Annotated in this window: 26 protein-coding genes and 2 tRNA genes; 18 read left to right on the top strand and 10 right to left on the bottom strand. The window is 66.5% G+C overall.

Annotation, left to right across the window (positions count from 1 at the left end):
• Window positions 1-226 precede the first annotated feature (226 nt).
• From NOV74_RS10145 to NOV74_RS10130, 4 genes are all read left to right on the top strand, one after another.
• Complete coding sequence (locus NOV74_RS10145; RefSeq protein WP_257311819.1) at window positions 227-1372, top strand: acyl-CoA dehydrogenase family protein; 1146 nt, start codon at window positions 227-229, stop codon at window positions 1370-1372.
• A gap of 199 nt (window positions 1373-1571) precedes the next feature.
• A complete protein-coding gene (locus NOV74_RS10140; RefSeq protein WP_257311816.1) occupies window positions 1572-1895 on the top strand; it encodes a DMT family transporter in 324 nt (107 codons plus the stop codon).
• 212 nt (window positions 1896-2107) lie between these two features.
• Window positions 2108-2311, top strand: a complete 204-nt coding sequence (locus tag NOV74_RS10135) for a cold-shock protein (protein WP_257311814.1) — start codon at window positions 2108-2110, stop codon at window positions 2309-2311.
• Window positions 2312-2368: 57 nt separating this feature from the next.
• Window positions 2369-4051, top strand: a complete 1683-nt coding sequence (locus tag NOV74_RS10130) for a tetratricopeptide repeat protein (protein ID WP_257311811.1) — start codon at window positions 2369-2371, stop codon at window positions 4049-4051.
• 12 nt (window positions 4052-4063) lie between these two features.
• Here the strand turns inward: NOV74_RS10130 and NOV74_RS10125 are convergent, their stop codons facing one another.
• Window positions 4064-5122: a tetratricopeptide repeat protein gene (locus NOV74_RS10125; RefSeq protein ID WP_257311809.1), complete on the bottom strand. Its 1059-nt coding sequence runs from the start codon at window positions 5120-5122 to the stop codon at window positions 4064-4066.
• A 77-nt stretch (window positions 5123-5199) separates the two neighbouring features.
• Between NOV74_RS10125 and NOV74_RS10120 the strand changes: the two genes are divergently transcribed.
• The 4 genes from NOV74_RS10120 to NOV74_RS10105 all read left to right on the top strand — a co-directional run bounded on the left by NOV74_RS10120 (window position 5200) and on the right by NOV74_RS10105 (window position 8914).
• Window positions 5200-6120 (top strand): formyltransferase family protein, encoded by a 921-nt coding sequence (locus tag NOV74_RS10120; RefSeq protein ID WP_257311807.1) that lies wholly within the window; start codon window positions 5200-5202, stop codon window positions 6118-6120.
• Window positions 6121-6292: 172 nt separating this feature from the next.
• Window positions 6293-7276, top strand: a complete 984-nt coding sequence (locus NOV74_RS10115) for a 3-oxoacyl-ACP synthase III family protein (protein ID WP_257311805.1) — start codon at window positions 6293-6295, stop codon at window positions 7274-7276.
• 120 nt (window positions 7277-7396) lie between these two features.
• Complete coding sequence (locus tag NOV74_RS10110) at window positions 7397-7750, top strand: hypothetical protein (protein WP_257311802.1); 354 nt, start codon at window positions 7397-7399, stop codon at window positions 7748-7750.
• 117 nt (window positions 7751-7867) lie between these two features.
• Window positions 7868-8914: an SPFH domain-containing protein gene (locus tag NOV74_RS10105; RefSeq protein ID WP_257311799.1), complete on the top strand. Its 1047-nt coding sequence runs from the start codon at window positions 7868-7870 to the stop codon at window positions 8912-8914.
• An 88-nt stretch (window positions 8915-9002) separates the two neighbouring features.
• Here NOV74_RS10105 and NOV74_RS10100 read toward each other — a convergent pair whose 3' ends face one another.
• The 5 genes from NOV74_RS10100 to NOV74_RS10085 all read right to left on the bottom strand — a co-directional run bounded on the left by NOV74_RS10100 (window position 9003) and on the right by NOV74_RS10085 (window position 11391).
• On the bottom strand, window positions 9003-9941 hold the full coding sequence (locus tag NOV74_RS10100; RefSeq protein ID WP_257311797.1) for a cation diffusion facilitator family transporter: 939 nt from the start codon (window positions 9939-9941) through the stop codon (window positions 9003-9005).
• A complete protein-coding gene (locus tag NOV74_RS10095; protein ID WP_257311795.1) occupies window positions 9941-10726 on the bottom strand; it encodes an enoyl-CoA hydratase-related protein in 786 nt (261 codons plus the stop codon). The genes NOV74_RS10100 and NOV74_RS10095 overlap by 1 nt, the downstream gene beginning before the upstream one ends.
• The gene (locus NOV74_RS15535) at window positions 10726-10830 is read right to left on the bottom strand and encodes a biotin/lipoyl attachment domain-containing protein (protein ID WP_482184092.1); all 105 of its coding nucleotides are present in this window, start codon (window positions 10828-10830) and stop codon (window positions 10726-10728) included. Before NOV74_RS15535 ends, NOV74_RS10095 begins: the two co-directional genes overlap by 1 nt.
• A 65-nt stretch (window positions 10831-10895) precedes the next feature.
• Window positions 10896-11108 carry a biotin/lipoyl-containing protein gene (locus NOV74_RS10090; RefSeq protein ID WP_243304504.1) on the bottom strand — a complete coding sequence of 71 codons (213 nt, stop codon included), beginning with the start codon at window positions 11106-11108 and terminating at the stop codon, window positions 10896-10898.
• 46 nt (window positions 11109-11154) lie between these two features.
• Window positions 11155-11391: an acyl-CoA carboxylase biotin carboxyl carrier protein subunit gene (locus NOV74_RS10085; protein WP_243304506.1), complete on the bottom strand. Its 237-nt coding sequence runs from the start codon at window positions 11389-11391 to the stop codon at window positions 11155-11157.
• A 129-nt stretch (window positions 11392-11520) separates the two neighbouring features.
• Between NOV74_RS10085 and ychF the strand changes: the two genes are divergently transcribed.
• Window positions 11521-12621 carry a redox-regulated ATPase YchF gene (ychF, locus tag NOV74_RS10080; RefSeq protein WP_257311792.1) on the top strand — a complete coding sequence of 367 codons (1101 nt, stop codon included), beginning with the start codon at window positions 11521-11523 and terminating at the stop codon, window positions 12619-12621.
• A 7-nt stretch (window positions 12622-12628) separates the two neighbouring features.
• Here ychF and htpX read toward each other — a convergent pair whose 3' ends face one another.
• From htpX to NOV74_RS10060, 4 genes are read right to left on the bottom strand one after another with little or no spacing between them, the layout of a single operon-like run.
• The gene (gene htpX / locus NOV74_RS10075) at window positions 12629-13468 is read right to left on the bottom strand and encodes a zinc metalloprotease HtpX (protein ID WP_257311790.1); all 840 of its coding nucleotides are present in this window, start codon (window positions 13466-13468) and stop codon (window positions 12629-12631) included.
• A gap of 34 nt (window positions 13469-13502) precedes the next feature.
• Complete coding sequence (locus NOV74_RS10070; protein ID WP_257311788.1) at window positions 13503-15095, bottom strand: PP2C family protein-serine/threonine phosphatase; 1593 nt, start codon at window positions 15093-15095, stop codon at window positions 13503-13505.
• A 19-nt stretch (window positions 15096-15114) separates the two neighbouring features.
• Complete coding sequence (locus tag NOV74_RS10065; protein ID WP_257311787.1) at window positions 15115-15558, bottom strand: ATP-binding protein; 444 nt, start codon at window positions 15556-15558, stop codon at window positions 15115-15117.
• Entirely contained in the window at window positions 15555-15914 is a 360-nt protein-coding gene (locus tag NOV74_RS10060) for an STAS domain-containing protein (RefSeq protein ID WP_257311786.1), read from the bottom strand. Before NOV74_RS10060 ends, NOV74_RS10065 begins: the two co-directional genes overlap by 4 nt.
• Before the next feature lie 116 nt (window positions 15915-16030).
• Between NOV74_RS10060 and NOV74_RS10055 the strand changes: the two genes are divergently transcribed.
• The 9 genes from NOV74_RS10055 (at window position 16031) to NOV74_RS10015 (ending at window position 23937) form a co-directional block, all read left to right on the top strand.
• Window positions 16031-17107 carry a hypothetical protein gene (locus NOV74_RS10055; protein WP_257311784.1) on the top strand — a complete coding sequence of 359 codons (1077 nt, stop codon included), beginning with the start codon at window positions 16031-16033 and terminating at the stop codon, window positions 17105-17107.
• Between the two features lie 82 nt (window positions 17108-17189).
• A complete protein-coding gene (locus tag NOV74_RS10050) occupies window positions 17190-17483 on the top strand; it encodes an FYDLN acid domain-containing protein (RefSeq protein WP_257311782.1) in 294 nt (97 codons plus the stop codon).
• 55 nt (window positions 17484-17538) lie between these two features.
• Window positions 17539-18474 carry an adenosine deaminase family protein gene (locus NOV74_RS10045; protein WP_257311779.1) on the top strand — a complete coding sequence of 312 codons (936 nt, stop codon included), beginning with the start codon at window positions 17539-17541 and terminating at the stop codon, window positions 18472-18474.
• Between the two features lie 54 nt (window positions 18475-18528).
• Window positions 18529-18605, top strand: a tRNA-Arg gene (locus NOV74_RS10040).
• A gap of 24 nt (window positions 18606-18629) precedes the next feature.
• Window positions 18630-18714, top strand: a tRNA-Leu gene (locus tag NOV74_RS10035).
• An 81-nt stretch (window positions 18715-18795) separates the two neighbouring features.
• Window positions 18796-20448: a trigger factor gene (gene tig / locus NOV74_RS10030; protein ID WP_257311778.1), complete on the top strand. Its 1653-nt coding sequence runs from the start codon at window positions 18796-18798 to the stop codon at window positions 20446-20448.
• A gap of 76 nt (window positions 20449-20524) precedes the next feature.
• Window positions 20525-21121 (top strand): ATP-dependent Clp endopeptidase proteolytic subunit ClpP, encoded by a 597-nt coding sequence (clpP, locus tag NOV74_RS10025; RefSeq protein ID WP_257311776.1) that lies wholly within the window; start codon window positions 20525-20527, stop codon window positions 21119-21121.
• Complete coding sequence (gene hisC / locus NOV74_RS10020; RefSeq protein ID WP_257311773.1) at window positions 21121-22248, top strand: histidinol-phosphate transaminase; 1128 nt, start codon at window positions 21121-21123, stop codon at window positions 22246-22248. Before clpP ends, hisC begins: the two co-directional genes overlap by 1 nt.
• Window positions 22249-23937: a RecQ family ATP-dependent DNA helicase gene (locus NOV74_RS10015; protein WP_257311771.1), complete on the top strand. Its 1689-nt coding sequence runs from the start codon at window positions 22249-22251 to the stop codon at window positions 23935-23937.
• The last annotated feature ends 154 nt before the right edge of the window (window positions 23938-24091 follow it).

Genomic DNA, 24091 nt, shown 5'->3' with positions numbered 1-24091 from the left:
GGACGGCTGCCAGCCGCGCGCCCAGTTGTGTCATCGCGCTTGGACGATGTCCCGCATCGCCCTGCGCACGCTTCCTTGCTGGATCACGCGGCTGGCCGCCGTCGCGGCTCGCGGGAATTCTAAATCACACTCTCAGGCCTTGGGCGGAAACGGGTGGGCAGATAGACTGATGCTTCCGGAATCTTCCAGCCACGTCACCTCCCCTCCATTTTTCATAGAGGTATTCATGCTCGGTTTCTCACTTTCCCCCGAACAGCAGGCCGAAAAAGATCGCGCCCATACGTTCGCTGAAAAAATCATGCGGCCCGTGGCGCGCAAGTACGATGAGACCGGCGAGTGGGCCGTGGACGTCTACAAGGCGGCCTGGGATCAGGGCTACCTTCAGGCCCTGGTGCCCGAGGATTGCGGCGGCCCCGGCGCCAAGCAGGTCGAGGAGGCCATCGTCTGCGAAGAGCTGGCCTGGGGCTGCGCCGGCCTCTACACCTCCATCATGGCCAACGGCCTGGCCATGACACCCATGCTCATCGCGGGCAGCCCCGAGCAGAAGAAAAAGTGGCTGGGCATGCTCGCGGAGGAACCCAAGTTCGCGGCCTTCTCCCTGTCCGAGCCCAACGCCGGCTCCGACGCCGGTGGCATGAGCTGCCGGGCCGAGAAGAAGGGTGACAAGTACATCATCAACGGCACCAAGTGCTACTGCACCAACGGCGGCTACGCCGACTGGTACGCGCTCTTTTGCAGCACCGATCCCAGCAAGGGGGCCCGTGGCACCAGCTGCATCGTGGTGCCCCGCGACACGCCGGGCCTGGTGGTGGGCAAGGCCATGGACAAGATGGGCCAGCGTGCATCCAACCAGGTGGAGCTCTACTTCAACGATGCCGAAGTACCCGTGGAGAACATCCTGGGCAAGGAAGGCATGGGCTTCGTCATCGCCATGAAGACCCTGGACCAGACGCGCGCCGCCGTGGCCGCTGGAGGCGTAGGCGTGGCCCGCGCCGCCTACGAGATCGCCCTGGACTACGCCAAGACCCGCATCCAGTTCGGCCAGCCCATCTTCGCCAACCAAGCCATCAGCTTCATGCTGGCGGACATGGCGAAGAAGATCGAGGCCAGCCGGTTGCTGACCTGGCAGGCTGCCTGGATGACCGACAACGGCATCAAGAACTCCAAGCAGAGCGCCATCGCCAAAACCTTCGCCACCGACACCGCCATGGAAGTCAGCACCGACGCCGTGCAGATCCTCGGCGGCAACGGCTACAGCCGCGACTACCTCGTCGAGAAGTGCATGCGCGACGCCAAGCTGCTCCAGATTTACGAAGGAACGAATCAGATCCAGCGTCTGGTCATCGCGAAAGAAATTCAGCAGGGGAACTAGTCGGACCCACTCCGGCCTGATTCCCTCCTCGCCGGATCCTGACTTCGCAGCCTCCCCCGGAGGCCGCGAAGTCATCCAGCGGTCGGGACATCCAGCGGCTGGTGATCGCGAAGGAAATTCAGCAGGGTATTTGATCGGAAGAGAACGCTCTATTCTCAGCAGGCGGCCTCCTGGCCGCCTTCTTTGTTCCGGGACCCCCATGCGCAGCTGGACCCTCCTCCTCATCGCCGGCTTTCTGGAGACGGCCTGGGCCATTGGCCTGAAATACACGCACGGGTTCACGCGACCCTTGGCTTCGATCCTCACAGGTTTGGCCATCGTGGGCAGCATGGTCCTGCTGGGCCTGGCCGCCCGGGATCTGCCCATCGGTACCGCCTACGCCGTCTGGGTGGGCATTGGCGCCTTCGGGGCCGCAGTGTTGGGGATGCTCCTCTTCCGGGAACCAGCGACCCCGGCACGGCTCTGCTTCCTCGCCTTGCTCCTGATCGGGGTCATCGGCCTGAAAGTGACCACACGAACCTGAGCCTCTGATTTGGGTCTTGCTGGACACAAACCCCGACCCTAGAATCCCTCTCAACCATCTATCTTTACCAACTCAACAACCGTGAAAGTGGGGCGGACTCCCGTCGGGGATCCCGTCCCTGCGCGGGCGCAAGCCCCCGCGATCCCCATGCCTGGTGCGGGTCGCGCGATCAACCTCCAGGCGTGAGGGGCCAGGTCCCCGGGAAGAAAGTCATGTCCGAAGGCAGCGTCAAGTGGTTCAACGCCGAGAAGGGGTTCGGGTTCATCACCCCCGATGAGGGTGGGGCCGATATCTTCGTCCACTACTCGGCCGTCCAGGCCAAGGGGTTCCGGACCCTGGAAGAAAAGCAGCGCGTCACCTTCGACGTGGTGCAAGGGCCCAAGGGCCCACAGGCGGCCAACGTCACCAAGGCCTGATCGCCCTAGTCCCCTGGATCCCGGTTTCGACCCTGGCTCGTCGCGTACCCTGGAGCCATGAAGAAGGTCTCCCTGCGTCCGGCCCTGGGCACCCTGCTGATCCTCCTGGCGGTCTTCCTGTCAGTGGAAGGCTTCCGACGCGATCCCGCCTTCGGATGGATCCTCCCCGTTGCCGTGGTGGCGGGGGCCTGGGTGGGCTGGGCACTACGCCAGACGTGGGTCTACCCGGCGCGGCTGGCCCAGGCGGAAGCGCTGTGGGCCGCGGGCGATCCCGCCTCTGCCGTGGCGGAGCGCCTGGCCCAGGCCCCCCTCGCCACGGGAGAGCTGGGCTACCGGATCCGCCTTCTGCGGAGCGTAGCGAACCAGGCCCTGGGCTACCGGGATCGGGCCTGGCTGGACGCCCTGGAAGCCCACCTTGCCCGCCTTCCTCTTTGGAAGCGCTTGGTGATATCCCAGATCTTCCGCCGAATCCCAGGTACGCCATCGGCCCGGCGGCTGGCCTGGGGGGATCGCCTGATTCGCCTGGCCCCGCGCATGGCACGGCTGCACCACCTGCAGGGGATTCTCCTGCTGCGCTCCGGCCACGAGGATGCGCTGCACGAAGCCTGGGCCCACTTCGAAGCCGCCCTGCCCCTGGCCTGGGACGACCCCTTGGTGCTTGAGGACCTGATGCTGGCCGGCCTCCAGCACGGCCGAGAGGACGTGGTCGAGCGGGCCCTGGCCGTGCTGGCCTCCCACCACGGCGATCCCCGCCTGCCCTGGGATCGGGGCGCCGCCGGCATGTACCTGCTGCGGAACGGCCGGCCGGCCGAGGCTCTGGCCCTGGTGGCGGGACTCCCCCGCGACCATCGCCGCGACCAGCCCTTGCTCTGGCTCACGGAGAGCGTGGCCCGGCGGCGGCTGGGGGATCTGGCCGGGGCCTGGCAGGTGGCGGAGGCTGCGGTCAGCCACCTGCCTGACGCCTTCCAGCTTTGGATGGAGCGGTACCAGATCGCCCTCGAACGGGGTGAGGCCGAACAGGCCCTGGGAAGTCTGGAGCGGGCCTGGCGAACCCTGCCCGCCGGACCCGAAGGGGAAGCCCTTCGCCAGGAGTGGCAGCTCCGCCGGGCTGAATTCGCCTTCTGGTGGGAAGACGACCCGACCTCCGCCAAGGAGCTGCTGGCGAAGCTGCCGCCCGAAGGCCGGGGTGACCATCATCCGCCGATCCTCTTGCAGGTCGAGGTGGCCCTGGGGCAGTACGAGACTGCCTACGGGGAGGTCGCCGCCCTGCTTCGAAACGCGCCAGATGACACAAGCCTTCTGCTGCTCCAGGCCGACTGCCTCGCCGGCATGGACGCCTGGGAGGCGCTGCTGCCCTACCTGAACGGCCTGAGTGAAGCCTGCCGCGGGCAGGCCGATTTCTGGCACCTGCGAGGGCTCGCCCAAGCCAACCTGAGTGAACAGGTGCCCGCCCGCCTGGACCTGGAACGCGCGGTGCGCATGGATTCTCGCAACCTCAGATACCTTCTGGACGCAGGTCACGGCTGCGCTGAACTCGGTGACTGGGATCGCGCCGAGAGCCACTGGCGGCAGGCCCTCCAGGTGGACGGCCAATCCGAGGAAGCCCTGCTCCACCTGGCCGAGGCCAGGCGGGAGTTGGAGGACCTGGACGGGGCCCGCCGCTACCTGCGCGAGTGCTTGCTGCACCACCCCGACAGTGAGGCTGCCCAGGCCGCCTTGGCGGAACTGGAGTCCAACTGACGTCCTCGGGCCTCACTCCGGCTTGATGTTCCGGAGCAGGCTGAGCTTGCTGTCATAGCGGGCCTGTGCTTCCGGTTGGGCCCACTTCCTGGCCTTCTCCAGGGCCTTGATGGCGTCCTTCGTCCGCCCCTGGGCCAGGGCCACCCGCGCCTGGATCCAGTAGAATTCGGGTTCCATGGGGAGGAGCCTGATGGCCTGCTTGATGCGCCGGGCCGCCTCATCCCACTGCTGCTCTCCGAGCGCCTCCTCGGCCAGGAAGGCGTTGAAGAACGGATCGCGCTTCCGGATCTCCAGCCCGCGCTCCCGATAGGCCTGGGCCTCTTCCAGCCGCCCCTGGGCCCGCAGCAGGTTTTCCAGATTCCCGCAGGGGGCGCCATCCTTGGGATCCACAACCAGGGACCTGCGGAAAGAGGCCTCGGCGTCGGCGTCCAGCCCCTGGGCCCGCTGGACTACGCCCAGGATGTTCCAGCCCACGCCCGAGCCAGGATCCACCTCGAGGGACCGGTGGGCCGACGCCAGGGCCTCTTCCATGCGGGACTCCGCCATCAGTTCCACGGCGCGGTTGCTGTAGAAGAGCGCCCGCACCCGGCTGGCTTCCAACGGGGCGATGAGCATGGTGTCCCGGCGCACTTCGGGCAGGAAGTCGGCCACCAGTTCCTGACCCGGGGTTCCACCCTGCACCACGGCCACCACGTGCCGTTCGAACCGCACAGTCGCTCCCACCCGCCGCCAGCGGCTGATGCGCAACGGTTCGCCATACCGGGCCTGAAGGCCGATGGATTTGCAGGCCACCACGTAGAGGGCCGTGAGGCTGAGGCAGTTGGCCTTGCGGTCACGCCAGACCTCCTTGGGAGTCCGGGTGTAGGCGTTGTCATAGACGATTCCCAGTCCGCCCTCCTCGGGGGGGGTGAAGAAGGCCTTGAGCAGGGCCGAAACCTTGGCGGGAACGCCCTCGCGGATGTTCGTGTGCTCGCGGGCGAAGGCTTGCACCTCCGGAGGCGCCTCGAAGGGATCCTCGCCCGCCATCATCAGCGCAGCGCCGAACAAGAGGGGCAGGACACGCAGGCGCATGGGGTGACTCCCTGGCACAACATAGGGCTACGCACAGGAAGGTCAACGGATTATGAGATGCTGATGGCGGAGGAACCATGCCGAGCCCAACCGCCGTGGTATGTGCCTATTCCAGCGTGGGGACCGCGGCCCTGGAGGGCCTGCTGGAGGCCGGGGTCGAGGTGAAGGCCCTATACACCTACGCCCAGGGAGTGGACGAGCAATGGTTCACCCCTCCCGCAGTCGTGGCCAAGGCGCATGGCATTCCGGTCCACCTGGCGCCATCCTTAAATACAGATGAGGTTTTCGGGGCCATCCGGGCCCACCAGCCCGACTTCCTCTTCAGCTTCTATTTCCGGGAGATGATCCAGGCGCGGTTCCTGGAGCTCCCCCGCCTCGGCGCCTACAACCTGCACGGGAGCCTGCTGCCGAAATATCGTGGCCGGGCGCCCATCAATTGGGTGCTGGTCAACGGCGAAACTGAAACCGGTGTCACCCTGCATGCCATGACGCCCAAACCCGATGACGGCCATATTCTGGCCCAGGCGCGGCTGTCCATCGACTGGGATGAGACGGCCTTGAGCCTCACCCTCAAGGCCGCAGATGCCGGCCGTGGCCTGGTTCGCGAAGCTGTGCCGGGACTGGTGGACGGCAGCCTCCCCCGCATCGACCAGAAAACCCTCGGCCCCTCCACTTACTTCGGTGGCCGGAAGCCCGCCGACTCCCGCCTCGACTTCACCATGAGCGTCGGAGCGGCGTTCAACCAGATCCGCGCCGTGGCCGACCCCTGGCCGAATGCGTTCGTCGAAACTGCGGAAGGGACGCTCAAGGTGGCCTGGGCCCTGCCCACGGAACTGCCCTGCCCTCAGGGCTGTTTCCGGACCTCGCGGGAAGGGGTGCTGCTGGGCTTCGCCGATGGCGCACTGCGAATCCTCACCCTGAGGACTGATGGAGCGCGCCTCGAGCGCCCCACCGAGCAGGCCACCGCCCTTCGGCTTCTGGGCCTGCCCGAACGGTGAAGGCACCCATCCGCCCCCCATCATCACGGGAGGGGTTTTGTTCGGCACTTCAAATCCGGCTATGCTGACGCGCTCCCGTCCTACCGAAAGGCGTTCCATGCAAAGTGTCATCACTGGAAGCGGCATTGGCTTGCCTCCGCATATCGTGACTAACGAAGCGCTGTCACGGCTCATGGATACATCGGATGAGTGGATCCGCGTGCGCAGTGGCATCCAGGAGCGGCGCTACGCGGAATCGGGGCAGGGTTCCACGGACCTCGGGGTCATCGCCGCCCGGGCCGCCATTGCCAAGGCCGGTCTCGGCATGGCGGATATCGACGCGGCCATCTTCGCCACAATGACACCGGACCATGTGCTCCCAGGCAACGGCCCACTGCTCCAGGCGGCCCTGGGCCTGCGCACGGACCTGCCCACCTTTGACCTCCGACAGCAATGCAGTGGCTTCCTGTACGGCCTGGAGCTGGCGGACCTCCTCATCCAGAGTGGCCGCTACCGGCGGGTCCTGCTGGTGGGGGCTGAGGTGCATACAGGTTTCATGCCCTGGCACCTGGGCTGGGATACCCTCATCGGCCAGTCCACCCGGGCGATCACTGAGGCCGAACGGGCGGAGAACACCCTGAGCCGCGACCGGACCGTGCTGTTCGGCGACGGCGCCGGGGCCATGGTGATCGAGGCGCGGGAAGGCGTGGCAGGCTTGCTGAAGACCCGTCTCTTCACCGATGGTTCCGGCGCGGGCGTGCTGACCATGCCGGGCGTCAGCTTCAAGCGACGCCCCTTCGTGACCGCCGAACAGATCCAGACCGGCGAGACGCTCCCCGTCATGTCCGGCAAGGAAGTCTTCAAGTCCGCCGTCACCCTGATGCCCCAGGCGGTGCGCGAGGTCTGCGCCGAGGCCGGCGTGGCCGTGGAGGATCTGGACCTGGTGCTGGTCCACCAGGCCAACCTCCGCATCATCGAAGGGGTGCAGAAGGCTCTGGGCTTGCCGCCGGAAAAGGTGCCCCACAACATAGAGCGTTACGGCAACACCACGGCCGCCACGCTGCCCATCCTCTTCCACGAATGCCTGGAGGACGGGCGGCTCCAGCCCGGCATGCTCGTGGCCTTCACGGCCCTGGGCTCCGGCCTGCACTGGGGGGCCACGCTCTATCGGGCCTGAGAGGAGGCCTGCCAAATCCCGCAGGCCGCGCTGGCAGGCCTCGTGTGGTGTTTTGTCAGGCGCTCCAATTGCAGACCACACCCGGGCAAGACTAGAATCCTGGCACACCCCGGAGTCACCATGCGTTCTCTGACCCTTGGCGCCGCCCTGGCGCTCGTCCCTGCCCTTGTCCTGTCCGCTGGCTCCACCAAGCCGCGCCGGCACCACGCGACCGGGCCGATCAGCTCCGCCAAGGAAGCCAAGGCCATCGCCGAACAAGAAACGGGTGGCCATGCCATCAGCGCCCGGCGCATCCCCCTGAACGGCGCTTCGGGCGGCTGGGAAGTGGATCTGCGGATGCCGAACGAAGAGCGCGGCTGGCGCTGCATCATCGACTCGGACACGCACATGGTCCACAGCAAGGCGCGCATCGATCAGCCGGGTGCCAAAAGCAAGGCCGACGGCTCCGTGCGCATGATCAAGGGGAGCCGCTGACGCCCACTGTCCGGCGGGCGGCGACCGTTCGCCGGTTTTTCCCATCGCGCAGCCTGTCCAGCTTGACAGCCCGGCCTAGAATCGTACCTGCGGCCAGTGCCGCAAGGAGAACGACACATGGGTCTGATGGACTGGGGCAAAGCCCAATTCCTCGACATCCTCGAATGGCTGGATGATTCCAACGACACACTGGCCTGGCGCTTCCCCATGCGGGGCCAGGAAATCCAGACCGGCGGCAAGCTCGTCGTGCGGGAAAGCCAGGAGGCCGTCTTCGTCAACGAAGGCCAGCTGGCGGACGTGTTCAAGCCCGGTACGCACAACCTCACCACCCAGAACCTGCCCATCCTCGCCACGTTGAAGGGCTGGAAGTACGGCTTCGAGAGCCCCTTCAAGAGCGATGTCTACTTCATCTCCACCAAGCTCTACAACGACCTGAAGTGGGGTACCTCGAACCCGATCATGATGCGCGACGCCGACTTTGGCATGCTGCGCATCCGGGCCTTCGGCATCTACTCCATCAAGGTGGTGGACAGCGGCACCTTCCTCAAGCAGCTGGTGGGCACCAACGGCGTCTACACCATGCCCGACATCTCGGAACAGCTCCGCAAGACCATCATGAGCCGCTTCACGGACGTGCTGGGTGAGTCCAAGATCCCCGCCCTGGACCTGGCCGCCAAGTACGACGAGCTATCGGACCTGGTTCGGCAGAAGCTCATGGACGAGTTCAAGACCATGGGCCTGGAACTGTCCAAGTTCTTCGTGGAGAACATCAGCCTGCCCGAGGAAGTGGAAGCCATGATGGACAAGCGCACCGGCGTGGGCATGATGGCCCCCGTCATGGGCGCCTACACCCAGATGCAGGTGGCCGACAGCATCCCGCTCGCCGCCCAGAACCCCGGCGGCGTCGCCGGCATGGGCATGGGCGTGGGCCTGGGCTTCGGCATGGGCAACATGATGGGCCAGCAGATGACCGGGGCCGCCCAGCAGATGGGCCAGCAGGGCTTCCCTGCCGGCAGCACCCCCGCCGCACCTGCGGTCCCCGCCAAGTCGCTCAAGGATGAGCTGACCGAGCTCAAGGAGCTCTTCGACGGCCAGCTCATCACCCAAGGCGAATACGACACCCAGCGCGCCGCCATCATGAAGAAGCATGGGATGGGAAACTGAGGCCAGTCCCGACTTCCGTTCTCCCCCCATCAGCAAAACCAAGGGCGGCCCCAGGCCGCCCTTGGTTTTGCCGTGCATGACATGCGGCTTAATGATGATGGTCGGCCTCCACCTCGTGCTGGTGGATGAACCGGTGGTGGTGGTGATCCGCCATCTCCCGGGTCTCGAAATGGACGGTGAGGTGGCGGACGCCATGGCGATCCCACAACAGGCGCTCGATGCGCTCGAGGTGAGCCTCGGTGTCCCCCAGCCGGTCTGCCTCCACGATGATGTGGGCCGTGGCGATGGTGAGGTGGCTGCACATCTTCCAGCTGCGGAAGTCCTCCACGCCGAGGATGCCCGGCAGCGCCATCAGCTCCGCCTTCACGGACTCGTGCTCGAAAGCGGCCCGGTGCATGAGGATGCCCACGGCATCCCGCAGCAGCAGCACAGCGCCCCGCAGGATGACCACCAGGATCACGAGCGCGATGGCCGGATCCACCCAGCGCCAACCCGTGAGCCGGATGAGGAGCATGCTCCCCACCAGCGAGACGCTGGTGAGGCTGTCGGCGAAGGCGTGCAGGTAGGCGGCACGCAGATTGGCATCCCGCTCCAGCAGGCTGCGGTCCCGAGGCACCAGCACCACCGTGGCCGCGATGTTCAGGAGGAGGCCGATGCCGGAGAACACCAGCACCCAGCCCGTATGGATGGGCACCGGATGGCGGAAGCGGGCCAGGGCCTCCCAGCCCACGGCCCCAGCGAGGAACAGGAGGAAACCCACGCCCACGAGGCTGTTGAACACCTCCAGTCGGTGCCAACCGAAGGTCCAGCGGTCGTCGGGATCCCGCCGGTTGGCCAGCCACAGGCTCAGGATGCCCAGGCTGTTCACCAGCACATCGTTAAGATTCTCCAGGCTGTCGCTGACCAGGCCGATGGAACCCGTCCACCACCCGCCGAGGCCCTGAAGGATGAAGCTGACGAAGAAGATGCCGGCGCTCCAGGCCAGGCGCCCGGTGATGCTGGGCCCGTGATGGTGGTGATCCGACATCACTCGCCCCGGTACTGGGGTTTCCGCTTCTCCCGGAAGGCGGCCAGCCCCTCGAGCCGGTCCTGGGTGGGGATGACCTGGGCGTAGCAGGCCTGCTCGAAGGCCAGGCCCGAGTCCCGGTCCAGTTCCATCCCCCGGTTGACGGCCAGCTTGGCCATCTTCAGGGCCACCGGCCCGTTGGGGAGAATCTCCCGCGCCAAGGCCAGGGCCGCGTCCAGGGCGCCGCCCGCGGGAACCCCCCGGTCCACGATCCCCAGGCGCCCGGCCTCTTCCGCTCCGATGCGGCGGGCCGTGAAGATCAGCTCCTTGGCGCGGGAAGCGCCGATGAGCCTCGGCAGGCGCTGGGTGCCTCCGGCGCCCGGAATGATCGCCAGGGACGCCTCCACCAGACCCAGCTTCGCCTCGGCCCCCGCCACGCGGAGGTCCGCCGCCAGGGCCAGCTCCAGCCCACCGCCGAAGGCCACGCCTTCCAGGACGGCGATGACCGGCATTGGCAGGTCCTCCAGCTCCGTGAAGGCGCTTCGCAGGCCATGCACGAAGGCGGCGGTCTCCGCCGGGGCCATGCCGGCCCGCTCCTTCAAGTCCGCCCCGGCGCAGAAGACGCCCGGCACGAGGCTATGCACCACCACCACCCGGACGGCCGGGTCGAAGCGCAGATCCGCGAGAGCCTGGCGGAACTCCGCCAGGAGCTGCCGCCCCAGCGCATTCTTCGCGGCAGGGCGGTCCAGACCCAGCAAGACGATGCCAGCATCGGTTCCCGCGAGGCGTTCGACGCGGAGTTCCATCAGCCCAGCTCGACGATGGAGTCCCCTTCGTTCAGGAACTGGTCCGGAGTCACAAAGACCTTCTTGACCGTCCCCTCCTCAGGGCTGCCCACGGGAATCTGCATCCTCTCGGTATCCCCTGCGGGAATACGCGAGACCTCAACACCAAGCATTCTGCGCACGAGGAACCTCACCCAAGTTCAACGATGGAGTCCCCTTCGTTCAGGAACTGGTCCGGAGTCACGAAGACCTTCTTGACCGTCCCCTCCTCAGGGCTGCCCACGGGAATCTGCATTTTCATGCTCTCGATGATGACCAGGTCCTGGTCCTCGCCCACGGCATCGCCTTCGGCGACACAAACCTCCAGAACCTTCCCAGCCATCTCGGCACGGACCAACGCCATCGAGCACCTCATCAGGACAATGGTTCCAGTCTAGCCGTGAGCGAGGCTATTCGTCCTTGTCGGAGTCGCCGATCACCACCAGGTCGTCGTCCTCATAGGCGAAGTCGCCCTCTTCCATGAGGATTTCCCGGACCTTCCCGCATTCCGGGGCATTGATGTAGAAGGCGGTGCGGGAGGAATCCGTGCCCTCAAGGATCATCAGGGGCTCGTCCTCCTCCACCTCCTGGCCGGGGCGGACGAGGACGTCCACCACATAGCCCGGCCATTCCGCCCGCACGATCATGCTGCCTCCCCTGGCCCATCTGTGACCTTGGCCGGGAGAGTATGGCGCCTGGAGCCCTCGCGCAAGTCCCGGAAGCCGTTCTTTTCGTCACATGTCCGGTACGTGATACTGGAAGGCTTGGAGGATTGCATGGCCGTCGCCTGTGGCATCGTGGGCTTGCCCAATGTGGGAAAGTCCACCCTTTTCAACGCCCTCACACGTGCGGGCGCGGCTTCGGCCAACTATCCCTTCTGCACCATCGAGCCCAACACGGGTGTGGTGGATGTGCCGGATCCGCGCCTGGCGGCCCTGGCGGAAATCGTGAAACCGCAGCGCATCCTGCCCGCGGCCCAGGAGTTCGTGGACATCGCGGGCCTGGTCCGAGGGGCCAGCAAGGGCGAGGGCCTGGGCAACGCCTTCCTGGGCCACATCCGGGAGACGGACGCCATCGTGCAGGTGGTCCGCTGCTTCGAGGATGGGAATGTCACGCACGTCGAGGGCAATGTGAGCCCCGAGCGGGACCTGGGCATCATCGAGACGGAGTTGGTCATCAAGGATCTGGATGCCGTGGAGAAGGGCCTGGAGCGCCATCGCAAGGTCGCCAAGACCGGCAACAAGGAATCCCTGGCCATGGTGGCCGTGCTGGAACGGGTCTTCGCGGCCCTGGACAACGGCAAATGGGCCAGCACCGCGGGGCTGTCGGCCGAGGACAAGGCCCTCATCAAGTCCTACGGCCTGCTCACCCTGAAGCCCACCCTCTTCGTGGGCAACATTGGGGAAGAGGACATCCGGAACCCCGAAGGCAACGCCCACTACCGGAAGCTCCAGGAGCTGGCCGCCGAGCGGCAGGCCCCCTGCATTCCCATCTGCTCCAAGCTGGAGGCCGAGATCCAGGATCTGCCGGAAGAAGACCGCCCCCTCTTCCTGGAGGAGGCTGGCCTGACCGAACCGGGCCTGAACGTCCTCATCCACGCCAGCTACGACCTGCTGGGCCTCCAGACCTACTTCACCGCCGGGGTGAAGGAGGTCCGCGCCTGGACCATCCACAAGGGCGACACGGCCCCCCAGGCCGCCGGCGTCATCCACACCGACTTCGAGAAGGGCTTCATCCGCGCCCAGGTCATCGCCTACGAGGACTTCATCCAGTACAAGGGCGAGCAGGGGGCCAAGGACGCCGGCAAGATGCGCACGGAAGGCAAGGACTACGTCGTGAAGGACGGGGACCTGATGAACTTCCTCTTCAACGTCTGATCAGGATCTACCGGGCCTCGATGGGCATGCGCCGCAGCCGCTCCACCCGCACCGCCATGGGGGGGTGGGTGGAGAAGAGGCTCATGAGGCCGCCCGCGCTCAGGGGGTTCACGATCATCATGTGCGCCGTGGCGGGCTGGGCAGATTGCATGGGCAGCTGCTGGTTGTAGCTCTGCAGGCGCTCCAGGGCCGAGGCCAGCATGTCGGGCCGACCCGTGAGGTGGGCGCTGTAGTCGTCCGCCAGGTACTCGCGGGAGCGGCTCACGGCCATCTGAAGCAGGATCGCGGCCAGGGGGCCGAGGATCATGATGGCGATGCCGGCCAGGGGGTTGGAGCGGCCCTCCTCGTCCCGGGGACTGACCCACATGGCCATGCGGGACAGGAACATGATGGCCTGGGCCAGCACCGCCGCCATGCTGCCGATGAGGATGTCCCGGTGCTTCACGTGGCCCAGCTCGTGGCCGATGACGGCTTCCAGCTCGGGCCGGCTGAGGATCCGCATGATGCCTTCGGTGACGGCCACCACGGCGTGCTCAGGGTTCCGACCCGTGGCAAAGGCGTTCGGGGTGTCCTCGGGGATGATGGCGATGCGGGGCATGGGCAGGCCGGCCCGCTGGGTCAGGTTCGCCACGATGGCGTAGAGTTCGGGGGCGTCGGCCTGCGTCACCACCTTGGCGCCATAGCTGGCCAGCACGATCTTGTCGGAGAAGAAGTAGCTCACCCCGTTCATCACGAGGCCGATGGCGAGGGCCAGCACCATGCCGGATTGGCCCCCGAAATAATCGCCGATCCACACCAGCAGCCCGGTCATGGCCACGATGATGAGAAGGGTTTTCGCCTGGTTCATGCAACTGCCTCCAGGTACCAGGATACGGAACGGATCAAGGGGCGTTCAGGCCCTGTGCTTCAGCCATGCGCTTGACGACCACCAGGGTCACGTCGTCCCGGAAGCGGCCCTCCTCGAGGTGCCGGAAGGCCTCCACCAGCAGGGCCTCGAACAGTTCATCCGCACCGGCCTGGGGGCGCCTCAGGATGACGTCGGCCAGCCGGCCGTCACCCAGTTCCTCGCCCGCGGCGTTCTCGGCTTCGACGAGGCCGTCGGTGAAGATCACGAGCACATCCCCCGACCCCATGGCCGCGCGACCCTCCGTGAAGGTGGCGCCGGGCAGCAGGCCCACCATGGGGCCGGTGGGGTCCAGCCGGACCACCTCGCCGCTGGCACGGATGAGCAGCGGTGGATTGTGACCCCCGTTCACGAACCGGAAATCGCCGTTAAGCGGATTGAGGCTCGCGGCAAACAGGGTGGTGTAGCGGTTGCCGTCCCGGACGTCGTTCATGCGACGGTTTAGCCGCTCCGCCAGCTTGCCCCAGTCCGACACCCGGCGCCCCCCCAGGGCTCGGAGGAAGGCGGAGAGCTGGGTCATCATCAGCGACGCGGGCAGACCCTTGCCCGAAATGTCACCCACCGCCATGTGGAGCCGCTCGCCCAGTTCCTCGTCCCGAGCCATCCAGAGGTCATAGAGATCGCCGCCCACGGCCTGGTAGGGCAGATTCGCCGCGGCGCATTGCCAGCCGCTGGGCTCGGGCAGCGTCTTGGGCAGCAGGCTGCGCTGGATGTCCCGGGCCAGGTCCAGGTCCTTTTCCATGCGCTCGGCCTGGATGCGGGCTTCGCGGAACTCCAGGCTCGACAGCTGGGAGGAGGTGAGATTCAGCAGGGTGTGCAGGAATACTTCGTCGTCCTCGGACAGCTTCCCCACCGCCGGATCCGCAGCGTAGGCAAAGCCGTGACTGTGGTTCTGGTCCAACAGTTCGACGGCGTGGACCAGGCCCTTCGCCTCCACCAGCGCATGCAGGCTATCCCCTTCCAGGACTTCCGGGAGTTGCCCGAGCCCCTTCCCGTGCAGGACGGCGCCCTGGGCATCCACCACCAGGAGGCGCATGATCCGGAATTCACCCATGAGCGTGTTGGCCATCAGCCGGACCAGATCCTGCCGGGTCTCCACCTGGCCCAGGTTGCGGGTGAGCTCGAAGACCGTATTCAGGCGGGACAACTGCAGGGCCAGAGCCTGGTTCTGGGAGCTGCGCACCGCCTCGGCCCGGCGCCAGGCCAGCAGAGGGGCGCTGATGGACAGCAGCAGCGGCACCGCCCCTGGCAGCGCCTCGGCCCGCAGGACCAGGTGGCCGTAGATCTCCTCACCGTAGGCCCAGGGCAGGACCTGCCAGCCCTCGCCGGGGTGAGTGGGAAAGGCTGGCGCCGCCCCCCTGAGGAACAGCCACTTGCCGCCATCCCACAGGCCGCCTTGCCCCGTCCTGGCGATGCCCATGACGGTGACCCCCACCAGATGGACAAGGTCCTCTTCGGTGCCCTGCTCCGGGAAAGTCTCCAGAAAGTCGATGAGCGGAAGCAGCTCCTGGGCTCCTTCCGGGATCTTCAGCGCCAGTTGGCGAAGGCGGTCGAAGGGATTGGTCGGCATGGCGGGCGGACCCAGGGCTTCAGTCCAGCTTCTTGATCAGGCAGCACTCGTTCCGGCCAGAGGCGTCATCCGCCTTAAACCGCACTTCATCCATGAAGCGGCTCATGAGCAGCAGACCGAGCCCGCCCTTCCGGGGGTGCTTGATGTACTCCTTCGGATCCGGCAGCACGACCTGGTCCTCGCGGAGGCCCTGACCGGAGTGGAGGATGTGGATCTCCAGCGCCAGCTCGGTGAAGCGCAGCTCCAGCTCGACGCTGTGCTCGCCCTCGCCGTGGTAGGCGTGGAGGATCACGTTGGTCACCGCCTCGTCCACGGCGATGCTCACCTTGGCAGCGGTGGCGTCGTCGAGGCCGGCCACCAGGGAAGCCCGCTTGGCCAGCCCCGTCACCAGATTCAGATAGCGGGTCTGACTCGGGATCACGAGTCGGAACTCGGCTGGTTCCATGGTGGCGGCCACGTTCACCCTTTCCACTCCGGCGTGACCGCGGCCAGCGCCTGGTCCTCATCGCCGAAGACCCGGTAGAGCTGGGTGAACCCCAGAGTGTCGAAGATGGCGAAGACGTTCGGCTGGAGGTCAGACAAGAGGATGTCGCCCTGATGATCCCGAACCGTCTCGATGAGGCCCATGATGGCCCCCAGTCCGGCGGAGCTTATGTAATTGAGATTCTTGCAGTTGAGAAGAATCGTATAGCGTCCGTCCCGGACCAGCCCTTCCAGGGCCTCCTCGAACTCGCGGACGGTATGGGCGTTGATGAAGCCTGCCGGCAGCAGCACCGCCACGTCACCAGCCTGCCTCACCGCAATGGAAAGATCCGCCATCCGCCATCTCCAAGGAACCTGGGCCATCCTATCGGTTCCCTGGGCCAATTGCCAGCAGACGGGGTTCCGCCCCGAACTGGGATACCCTGGACCGGAACCTTTCGCACGAGCCCCCAATGAGCGCCCCCCGCCCTGAGGACCAGCCCACCCACGACGCCCTTCGCGGGCCTCTGGAAACGTGGCTGAATCAGAAGAACCAGAGCCTGCTCGAGGAAGTGATCGCCACCTGGCAGCTAGCCATGGAGCGCTTCCATCCCGATGAGGCGCTCCTGGAGCGGCTGCGCCAGGCCCTCCCGGCCCAGGCTCCCGACGAGGCTGGATCCAGCAGCACCATGACGGCTTTCGCGGGGGCTCTCGACCTCATTGAAGGGGCCCCGTCCCAGGGCGATCTGCTCAAGCGCCTGCTGGATGGCCTGCAGCCCCTCGTGGAACGCAGTGCCCTCTTCATTCTCAAACAGGGGTTGGCCTCCTTCTATGCCCAGCGCGGCTTCGAGGCGACCGCTCCCCTGAAACCCGGTGCCGTGGTGCCACCCCCTGATCTGGAGGCGATCATCCAGGGCCTGGGCCGGTCTCTGCGGAAGAAGGGTGCCGGCTACTCGGCCCTGCTCTCCCTGCTCAGCCCCTACGAAGCCGCCGACGTCGTCATCCTCCCCATCCGCCACAAGCGGAAGACCGTGGCCCTGCTGCTCGTGGACAGCGGCCTCCGCCAGAACCTGGACCATCCCGAACTGGTGCGCGCCCTCGTGCTGGCAGCTTCCGCCGCCCTGGGCAGCCTGGCCGCAGGCAAGGACGAGCCAGCCCATGCCCCGCCGCCCTCTCTCCTGCCCCAGCCCAGCGCCAGCACCCAGCCCAGCGCAAGCACCCAGTCGAGCGCCCCCACGCAAATGGTGCCGGAGACCATCGAGGCCCCTCCCGTGGCGGACCTGGATCCCAAGACCCGCGCCGCCGCGGAACGGCTGGCCCGCGTCCTGGTGGGTGACGTGGAGCTGTACTTCCCGGAGAAGGTCGCCCAGGCCCGCGCCCAAGGCAACCTGTATGGGTTGCTCCGGGATGAGCTCGAACGCAGCCGTGCCACCTTCGTAGAACGTTTCGGAGAGGATGTCGAGGTTCGACACCGGCTTTTCACCAGCACCCTTGTTCATCAGTTATGCGATGACGATGCTTCCAAGCTGGGAAGAGTCCCCTGGCCCTGAACCCTCTCATCAGAAAAGGGTGACAACAGCGGCCGACTCTGGTAGAACCTTGTTCCTTTGGGCATGGGCGAGGAACAAGTCAATGGCAGATCTCGGCAAGAAGTTTACGTGTTTCCAATGTGCGACGAAGTTCTATGACTTCGGGAAGCCGGAGGCATTGTGTCCCAAGTGCGGCGCGAACCAGAAGGCGGCTCCCGCCAAACCTCGCGTCGTGAAGAAGGAGAAGAGCGTCCACGTCATCGAGGACGACTTCACTCCCGAGCCTGAAGCCGAGAACCTCGAGGAGGCTTTCAGCGAAAGCGGCGTGCCTCTCGAACGAGGCCGCGGTGAAGGCTTCGACCCCGGGGATCTCCGCATGGACGACTACGACGAGTAGCGAATGAGCTGCGCTCATTCGCTGTGAGGGAGAAGGCCATCTGGGAGAGGCCGGGATGAGTGATCCGTCGAGCCATCCTCTCGTGGACCGCCACACCCACCTGGAGGGGGCCCTGGATTCGGCCTGGGTCCGGAGCGAGGCGGAACGCCGCGGACTGGCGCTGCCGGGGCCGCTGGGAACCCTGTGGTCCGGCGGCGCCGTGCCCTTCGAGGGCTTCATCGAGGCCTTCCTCTTCGGTGCGGCGTTGCTGGACAGCCAACAGGCCGTGCAGGAAGCGGTCCGCGCCGTGGCGCGGCGCACCCGCCAGGCGGGAGGCGTGGGCTTCGACCTCTGGGCCTCACCCCATTTCCTGGTGGTTTATCGTGGCCAGATCACCCTCGATGCCTTCTGGCGCGGCCTGGAGGAGGGCCTGGCCGAGGCGCTGGCAGAGGGCGTCCGAGGCTGTGTGGTGGTGGATGCCGTGAACCACTTCGGCCCCAAGCATGGCCATGCGGTCCTCGACCTGGTGCTGCCGGACCTGCCGCCCTACGTGAAAGGCTTCTCCACCGGCGGGCTGGAGGGCTCCCCCTTCCGCGACTGGGCGCCGGTCTTCGAACGCGCCCAGGCCGCGGGCTTGCGCATCGCCGCCCATGCGGGCGAGAACGGCCCGGGCTCGAATGTCCGGGAGGCGGTCCTGGAAGGCGGCGTCGCCCGCATCGTCCATGGCCTCCGGGCCGACGACGCCACCCTGGACCTGCTGGCGGAGCGCCGCATCCCCGTGGACGTCTGCCCCAGCTCGAATGCGGCCCTGGCGGTCGACGTGGTCCCCCACCCCCTGCCCCGCATGCTGCGCGCCGGTGTGCGCTGCGCCCTGGGCACGGACGACCCTGGCCTCATCCCCTGCGACCTGGGGACCGAGGCCACCGCCGCCCGGTCCATGGGCCTGGATGACACCACCCTGGCCGTGTTGAGGCAGAACGGAGCCGAAGATGCCTGGTGTCTCCAGGCCTGATGCATCCGGGCTCGAAGCGTCCCGCCCTTCCAGGTAGACTAGTGGATTCGGTGCGCGCCCATAGCTCAGCTGGATAGAGCATCAGGCTTCGAACCTGAGGGTCGGGCGTTCGAGTCGCTCTGGGCGCACCACCGAAATGACAACTTGGCATCCCTGCGAGCGTGGCGGAACTGGTAGACGCACTGGATTTAGGTTCCAGCGGTTCACACCGTGTCGGTTCGAGTCCGACCGTTCGCACCACTTCAGAAGCACCTGCACCACGTCTGAAGTGAAGGAAGCCAAGCCAAGAGGACCGAAACAACCGCATCACACGGAGCACCCATGTCCGCCACCCTGCACCACCAGTCCCCCACCCGCAAGGCCGTCGAAGTGACGGTGCCCGCCGCCGAGGTGAGCGCCACCTTCAACGAGGTGGTGGCGAAGATCGCGCCGAAAGTCCGCATCCCCGGCTTCCGCCCCGGCAAGGCCCCCCGGCCCGTCCTGATGCAGCGTTACGCCCGGGAAATCCAGTCCGACGTGGCTCAGCAGCTGGTGGAGAAGCACTTCTGGAAGGCCGCCCAGGAAGCCGGCGCCCTGCCCATCTCCCATCCCTCCCTGGAGAAGCTGGACCTGAAGGAGGGCGCCGACGCCGTCTTCCGTGCCCAGTTCGACGTGGCGCCCGAGGTAACCCTGCCGGACTACAAGGCGATGGCCCTCACCAAGAAGAAGCGGGCCATTGATGAGGCCACGGTGGCCGAGCACCTGGAAGGGCTCCGCCAGCGGGCCACCAAGCTCCTGCCGGTCGAGGACAGCGCCGTGGCGCAGGGTCTGGTGGTCACTTGCGACATCCGTGTAAAACCCCAGGGCCTCAAGGCCCAGAGCTATCAGGACCAGGTGCTGGAAATCGACGGGACGCGTCCCTTTGATGCCCAAATCCTCGGCATGAAGATCGACGAGAAGAAGGCCTTCAACCTGACCCACCCCGAGGATGAGGCCAACAAGGTCCTCGCCGGCAAGACCCTGGCCTACGAGGTCCAGGTCAAGGACATCCGCCGCAAGGAAGTGCCCGTCCTGGGCGACGACTTCGCCAAGGACATGGGCGCCTTCGAGAATCTCGAAGCCCTGAAGGCCGCCGTGAAGAAGGACCTGGAAGAGGCTTCGGAACGGGACGCCATAGCCCGCCTCCACGCCACCATGCTCGACACCCTCCTGGAGGCCGCGCCCTTCGAGGTGCCTCGCTCCATGGTGGCTTTGCAGCTCGATGACTACTGCCAGGAGTTCGCCCAGCACGTGTCCCGCCAGGGCATGGATCCCAAGAAGGTCAACTGGCAGGCCTACCGCCAGTACCGCCAGAACGATGCCGAGCGCGCGGTCCGCAGCGGCTACCTGCTCCAGGCCATCGGGAACACCGAGTCCATCGAGGTGCCTGAGGCGGACATTGACGCCGAGATCCGGACCTTCATGGCCGAAAACCAGGTGCAGCAGCCCTTCGAGGCCTTCAAGGCTGAACTGGAGCGACGTGGTAACACCACCGAGATCAAAGGCCGCCTCCGCACCGACCGCATCTTCACCCACCTACTCAGCACCGCCAAGGTCACGGAAGAGCAGCTGGACAAGGCCGCCTTCGAGGCCCTGGTCGAGCTGGAGCGCAAGCGCGAGGCGGGCCTGCCCGTTAACCGCTTCGATGCCGGCGGCCTGGAGGGCGGCGACCTCGAAGGCCAGGAGGGCGGCGAGCCCGCTGCCGTAGCCCCCGCGGAGCACGTCCACGGCCCCGATTGTGACCACGACCACGAGCATGGCCACGAGGAAGACGCCGCGCCTGCCAAGAAGCCCGCGGCCAAGAAGGCCAAGGCCGAGCCCGAGGTCGAAGAGAAGCCCAAGAAGGCTACCAAGAAGGACGAGTCCGCCGCGGACAAGCCGAAGAAGGCCGCCGCCAAGAAGGATGAGCCCGCCGAGGAGAAGCCCAAGGCCAAGAAGCCCGCGGCCAAGAAGTAGCAGTCTGTGCGATTCCACGCGGAAGGCGCCTGCGGGCGCCTTCTTGCTTTATCCTGAAGGTTCAGCCGGAGGGCCCATGCCCAGCAGCTACTACCCCCCCATCGTCATCGAGCAGACGCCCCGCGGCGAGCGCAGCTACGACATCTATTCGCGCCTGCTGAAGGACAACATCATCTTCCTGGGCACCGCCATCGACGACAACGTGGCCAACGCCATCGTGGCCCAGATGCTCTTCCTCGAGAGCGAGGACCCGGACAAGGACATCCAGATCTACATCAACAGCCCCGGCGGGAGCGTCACCGCGGGCCTGGCCATCTACGACACCATGCAGTTCGTGAAGAACGACATCGTCACCTACTGCATCGGCCAGTGCGCCTCCATGGGCGCCCACCTGCTGGCCGCCGGCACGCGGGGCAAGCGCTTCGCCCTCCCCAACGCCCGCATCATGATCCACCAACCCAGCGGCGGCGCCCAGGGGCAGGCCACCGAAATCGAGATCACCTTCAAGGAGATCCAGCGGTTGAAAGAGAACCTCGCCGCCACCTTCGCCAAGCACACGGGCCAGCCGTTGAAGAAGGTCATGAAGGACATGGACCGCGACTACTTCATGGGCGCCGAAGAAGCCCTGGAATACGGCATCGTGGACAAGGTCCTCTCCGAGCGGCCCGCCTGATGAACTCCAGTCTTTCCGCCCTTCCCGCCTTCGAACACCTGGCGCGGATTCCGCTCTATGTTCCCGGCAAGCCCATCCAGGAGGTCCAGCGCGAGCTGGGCCTCACGTCCATCGTCAAGCTGGCCTCCAACGAGAATCCCTGGGGACCCACGGATGCCGTGAAGGCCCGCGTTGCCGCGGTCATCTCGGGCTCCGAGTTCGAGGGGCTGGGCCTCTACCCGGTGAGCGACGGCTACTACCTCCGCCAGCGCATCGCGGCGCGCAAGGGCCTGACCGTGGACCGCGTGGTGCTGGGCAACGGCAGCAGCGAGATCCTGGAGATGGTCGCCAAGGCCGCCTTCCTGGACGGCGGCAGTGCCGTCATCCCGAAGCACAGCTTCGCCATCTATGGCATTGCCACCCAGACCGCCGGCGGACGCGTCATCGAGTCCCGGGCCACGGCCGCGGAGCTCGACGCCGACGACATCTTGCGCGCCGTAGCGGAGGACACCCGCCTCGTCTACCTCGGCAATCCCAACAACCCCACGGGCATCCGCCTCGAGAAGGCCGCCCTGGAGCGCCTGGTGCGCGGCCTCCGCGAAGACATCGTCCTCGTGGTGGACCAGGCCTACGCCGAATACGAAGATCCCGCCAGTTACCCGGATGCCGCCGCCTACCTGGATCAGCGCCCGAACCTGCTGGTGCTTCACACCTTCTCCAAGATCCACTCCCTGGCGGCCCTTCGCATCGGCTACGGCCTGGGGTCGAAAGAGCTGATGGGCTTCCTCGAGCGGGTGCGCAGTCCTTTTAATACCAATCACCTGGCCCAGGCCGCTGCGGAAGTCGCCGTGCAGGATCTGGCCTTCGAGGCCTTCTCCCGCCAGAAGAACACCGAGGCCCGCGCGGCCTTCGTGGCAGAGGCTGCCAAACACCGCTGCCAACTTTCGGGAACCTCGGGGAACTTCATCCTCGTGGGAACCGCCTTCCCCGCCGCGGAGTTGTTCAAGGGACTGCTCCAGCGCGGCGTGATCGTGCGTCCCATGCAAGGCTACGGCCTGCCCAACCACATCCGCGTGACCTTCGGCAAGCCTGAGGAGATGCACGCCTTCTGGACTGCGGCCGGGCCCCTGCTCGACGGCGGTTGCTGATTGTCGCCGGTCTCCGGCGAGATCGGCCGCTTGCGCGGCCTGCTGGAAGGTGGTGATCGCGCCGCCTGCCGCGAGGGTCTGGACACCCTCCGCGCCCGCTACCGGCAGGATCCCGCCGCATTCGACCCCGCCGCCATCACCGCCCTCAAGACCCTGGCCACCGATCTGGAAAGAGTCCCAGACCTGGATTCGGCTCTCAAAGCCACCTTCGGCTACGGCGCCTTCCGGCCGGGCCAGCGGACCATCATCGAGGCCGTCATGGCGGGTCGCGACGTGGTGGGCATCATGCCCACGGGCGCCGGCAAATCCCTCACCTACCAGTTGCCGGCGCGACTGTTGGGGGGGATCACCCTGGTGGTGTCGCCCCTCATCGCCCTGATGAAAGATCAGGTGGACGCGTTGACGGAAGCTGGTCTCCGGGCCACCTTCCTTAATTCCAGCCTCAACGCGGAAGCACGCCGGGAGCGCATCCGCGCCCTCAAGAATGGCGAACTGGAGCTGGTGTACGCGGCGCCCGAGGGCCTCGAACTCTACCTCGCCGACCTGCTCCGCGAGGTGGACCTGCGCCTCATCGCCGTGGACGAAGCCCACTGCATCAGCCACTGGGGCCACGATTTCCGGCCGGCCTACCGTACCCTGGCCGGCCTGAAACGGCGGTTCCCCGGCGTGCCTGTGCTGGCCCTTACCGCCACCGCCACGCCCGAGGTCCGCCGCGACATCGCGGAGCAACTGGAGATGCGGAATCCGGTCGAGGTGCAGGGATCCTTCTTCCGGTCCAACCTGCGCATCAGCGCCTACCGCAAGGGCGTGGAAGGCCTGCCGCCCGTGCGCGAGGCCCTGCTGCGACTCGTGCTGGCGCGGCGCGGGGAGAGCGGGATCATCTACTGCCTGTCGCGCAAGTCCGTGGAATCCACGGCGGCCTTCCTCTCCGGTGAGGGCATCCGGGCTGCTGCCTATCATGCGGGCATGGACGCTGCGGCGCGGTCGACCGCCCAGGAGGCCTTCCAGCGCGATGACGTGGATGTCATTGTCGCCACCGTCGCCTTCGGCATGGGCATCGACAAAAGCAACATCCGCTACGTCATCCACCGCGACATGCCCAAGAGCGTGGAGGGCTGGTACCAGGAGATCGGCCGGGCGGGCCGCGACGGCGCGGACGCCGACTGCGTGATGTTCTACAGCTGGGGGGATGTGCTCAGCTACGACCGCTTCACCGACGGCCTGGATGCCAGCTTGGCCCAGGCGCAGCAGCGGCAGACCCGCGACCTCTTCCGCCTAGCCGACTCCCTCCGCTGCCGCCATCAGGCCCTGCTGGCCCACTTCGGCGAGCGCATGGAACCCTGCGGCGCTTCCTGCGATATCTGCTCCGGGGCCGATCCGTTGGAAGCTGCCCCGAAACCCGGCAAAGCCAAGAAGGGCTCGCCCCGCGGCACCCGGCCCGCCCTGCCTGAGGGTCCAGTGGATGGGGAAGAGGCGCTCTACCGCGACCTGAAGGCCCTCCGGAAACAGTTGGCCGACGCCAAGGGTGTGCCTGCCTACGTGATCTTCAGCGATGCCACCCTCCAGCAGATGGCCCGGTTCCAGCCGGCCACCGACGCCGAATTCTTAGCCTTGAGCGGTGTGGGGCCGAAGAAACTTCAGCAGTACGGCGAGACCTTCCTCCGGTTGCTGCGCGGGGCCTCTAGCTGAGGCCATCCGTCCCTCCCAGGACCTCTGTCACAACCTGGAACGCCCCTTGTTGATATCAAAGAAGATAAGTCGTCACCACCCCGGGGCAGCCTTGTCTCGGCCTCCTGGGGAATTTAGGGTGAGATGAGGACATTACCCACTCGGTTGTCATTTG

Origin of the sequence: Geothrix fuzhouensis (assembly GCF_024609325.1) — a bacterium.
Lineage (GTDB): Bacteria > Acidobacteriota > Holophagae > Holophagales > Holophagaceae > Geothrix > Geothrix fuzhouensis.
The sequence above is the reverse complement of the archived record's forward strand: the minus strand, read 5'-3'. Positions and strand labels throughout refer to the sequence as shown.

What these genes read in the sequence shown, in the direction of transcription:
- NOV74_RS10145 (WP_257311819.1), top strand. Translation starts at nt 227, where the DNA reads ATGCTCGGTTTCTCACTTTCCCCCGAACAGCAGGCCGAAAAAGATCGC.
- NOV74_RS10140 (WP_257311816.1), top strand. Translation starts at nt 1,572, where the DNA reads ATGCGCAGCTGGACCCTCCTCCTCATCGCCGGCTTTCTGGAGACGGCC.
- NOV74_RS10135 (WP_257311814.1), top strand. Translation starts at nt 2,108, where the DNA reads ATGTCCGAAGGCAGCGTCAAGTGGTTCAACGCCGAGAAGGGGTTCGGG.
- NOV74_RS10130 (WP_257311811.1), top strand. Translation starts at nt 2,369, where the DNA reads ATGAAGAAGGTCTCCCTGCGTCCGGCCCTGGGCACCCTGCTGATCCTC.
- NOV74_RS10125 (WP_257311809.1), bottom strand. Translation starts at nt 5,122, where the DNA reads ATGCGCCTGCGTGTCCTGCCCCTCTTGTTCGGCGCTGCGCTGATGATG.
- NOV74_RS10120 (WP_257311807.1), top strand. Translation starts at nt 5,200, where the DNA reads ATGCCGAGCCCAACCGCCGTGGTATGTGCCTATTCCAGCGTGGGGACC.
- NOV74_RS10115 (WP_257311805.1), top strand. Translation starts at nt 6,293, where the DNA reads ATGGATACATCGGATGAGTGGATCCGCGTGCGCAGTGGCATCCAGGAG.
- NOV74_RS10110 (WP_257311802.1), top strand. Translation starts at nt 7,397, where the DNA reads ATGCGTTCTCTGACCCTTGGCGCCGCCCTGGCGCTCGTCCCTGCCCTT.
- NOV74_RS10105 (WP_257311799.1), top strand. Translation starts at nt 7,868, where the DNA reads ATGGGTCTGATGGACTGGGGCAAAGCCCAATTCCTCGACATCCTCGAA.
- NOV74_RS10100 (WP_257311797.1), bottom strand. Translation starts at nt 9,941, where the DNA reads ATGTCGGATCACCACCATCACGGGCCCAGCATCACCGGGCGCCTGGCC.
- NOV74_RS10095 (WP_257311795.1), bottom strand. Translation starts at nt 10,726, where the DNA reads ATGGAACTCCGCGTCGAACGCCTCGCGGGAACCGATGCTGGCATCGTC.
- NOV74_RS15535 (WP_482184092.1), bottom strand. Translation starts at nt 10,830, where the DNA reads ATGCAGATTCCCGTGGGCAGCCCTGAGGAGGGGACGGTCAAGAAGGTC.
- NOV74_RS10090 (WP_243304504.1), bottom strand. Translation starts at nt 11,108, where the DNA reads ATGGCGTTGGTCCGTGCCGAGATGGCTGGGAAGGTTCTGGAGGTTTGT.
- NOV74_RS10085 (WP_243304506.1), bottom strand. Translation starts at nt 11,391, where the DNA reads ATGATCGTGCGGGCGGAATGGCCGGGCTATGTGGTGGACGTCCTCGTC.
- ychF (WP_257311792.1), top strand. Translation starts at nt 11,521, where the DNA reads ATGGCCGTCGCCTGTGGCATCGTGGGCTTGCCCAATGTGGGAAAGTCC.
- htpX (WP_257311790.1), bottom strand. Translation starts at nt 13,468, where the DNA reads ATGAACCAGGCGAAAACCCTTCTCATCATCGTGGCCATGACCGGGCTG.
- NOV74_RS10070 (WP_257311788.1), bottom strand. Translation starts at nt 15,095, where the DNA reads ATGCCGACCAATCCCTTCGACCGCCTTCGCCAACTGGCGCTGAAGATC.
- NOV74_RS10060 (WP_257311786.1), bottom strand. Translation starts at nt 15,914, where the DNA reads ATGGCGGATCTTTCCATTGCGGTGAGGCAGGCTGGTGACGTGGCGGTG.
- NOV74_RS10055 (WP_257311784.1), top strand. Translation starts at nt 16,031, where the DNA reads ATGAGCGCCCCCCGCCCTGAGGACCAGCCCACCCACGACGCCCTTCGC.
- NOV74_RS10050 (WP_257311782.1), top strand. Translation starts at nt 17,190, where the DNA reads ATGGCAGATCTCGGCAAGAAGTTTACGTGTTTCCAATGTGCGACGAAG.
- NOV74_RS10045 (WP_257311779.1), top strand. Translation starts at nt 17,539, where the DNA reads ATGAGTGATCCGTCGAGCCATCCTCTCGTGGACCGCCACACCCACCTG.
- tig (WP_257311778.1), top strand. Translation starts at nt 18,796, where the DNA reads ATGTCCGCCACCCTGCACCACCAGTCCCCCACCCGCAAGGCCGTCGAA.
- clpP (WP_257311776.1), top strand. Translation starts at nt 20,525, where the DNA reads ATGCCCAGCAGCTACTACCCCCCCATCGTCATCGAGCAGACGCCCCGC.
- hisC (WP_257311773.1), top strand. Translation starts at nt 21,121, where the DNA reads ATGAACTCCAGTCTTTCCGCCCTTCCCGCCTTCGAACACCTGGCGCGG.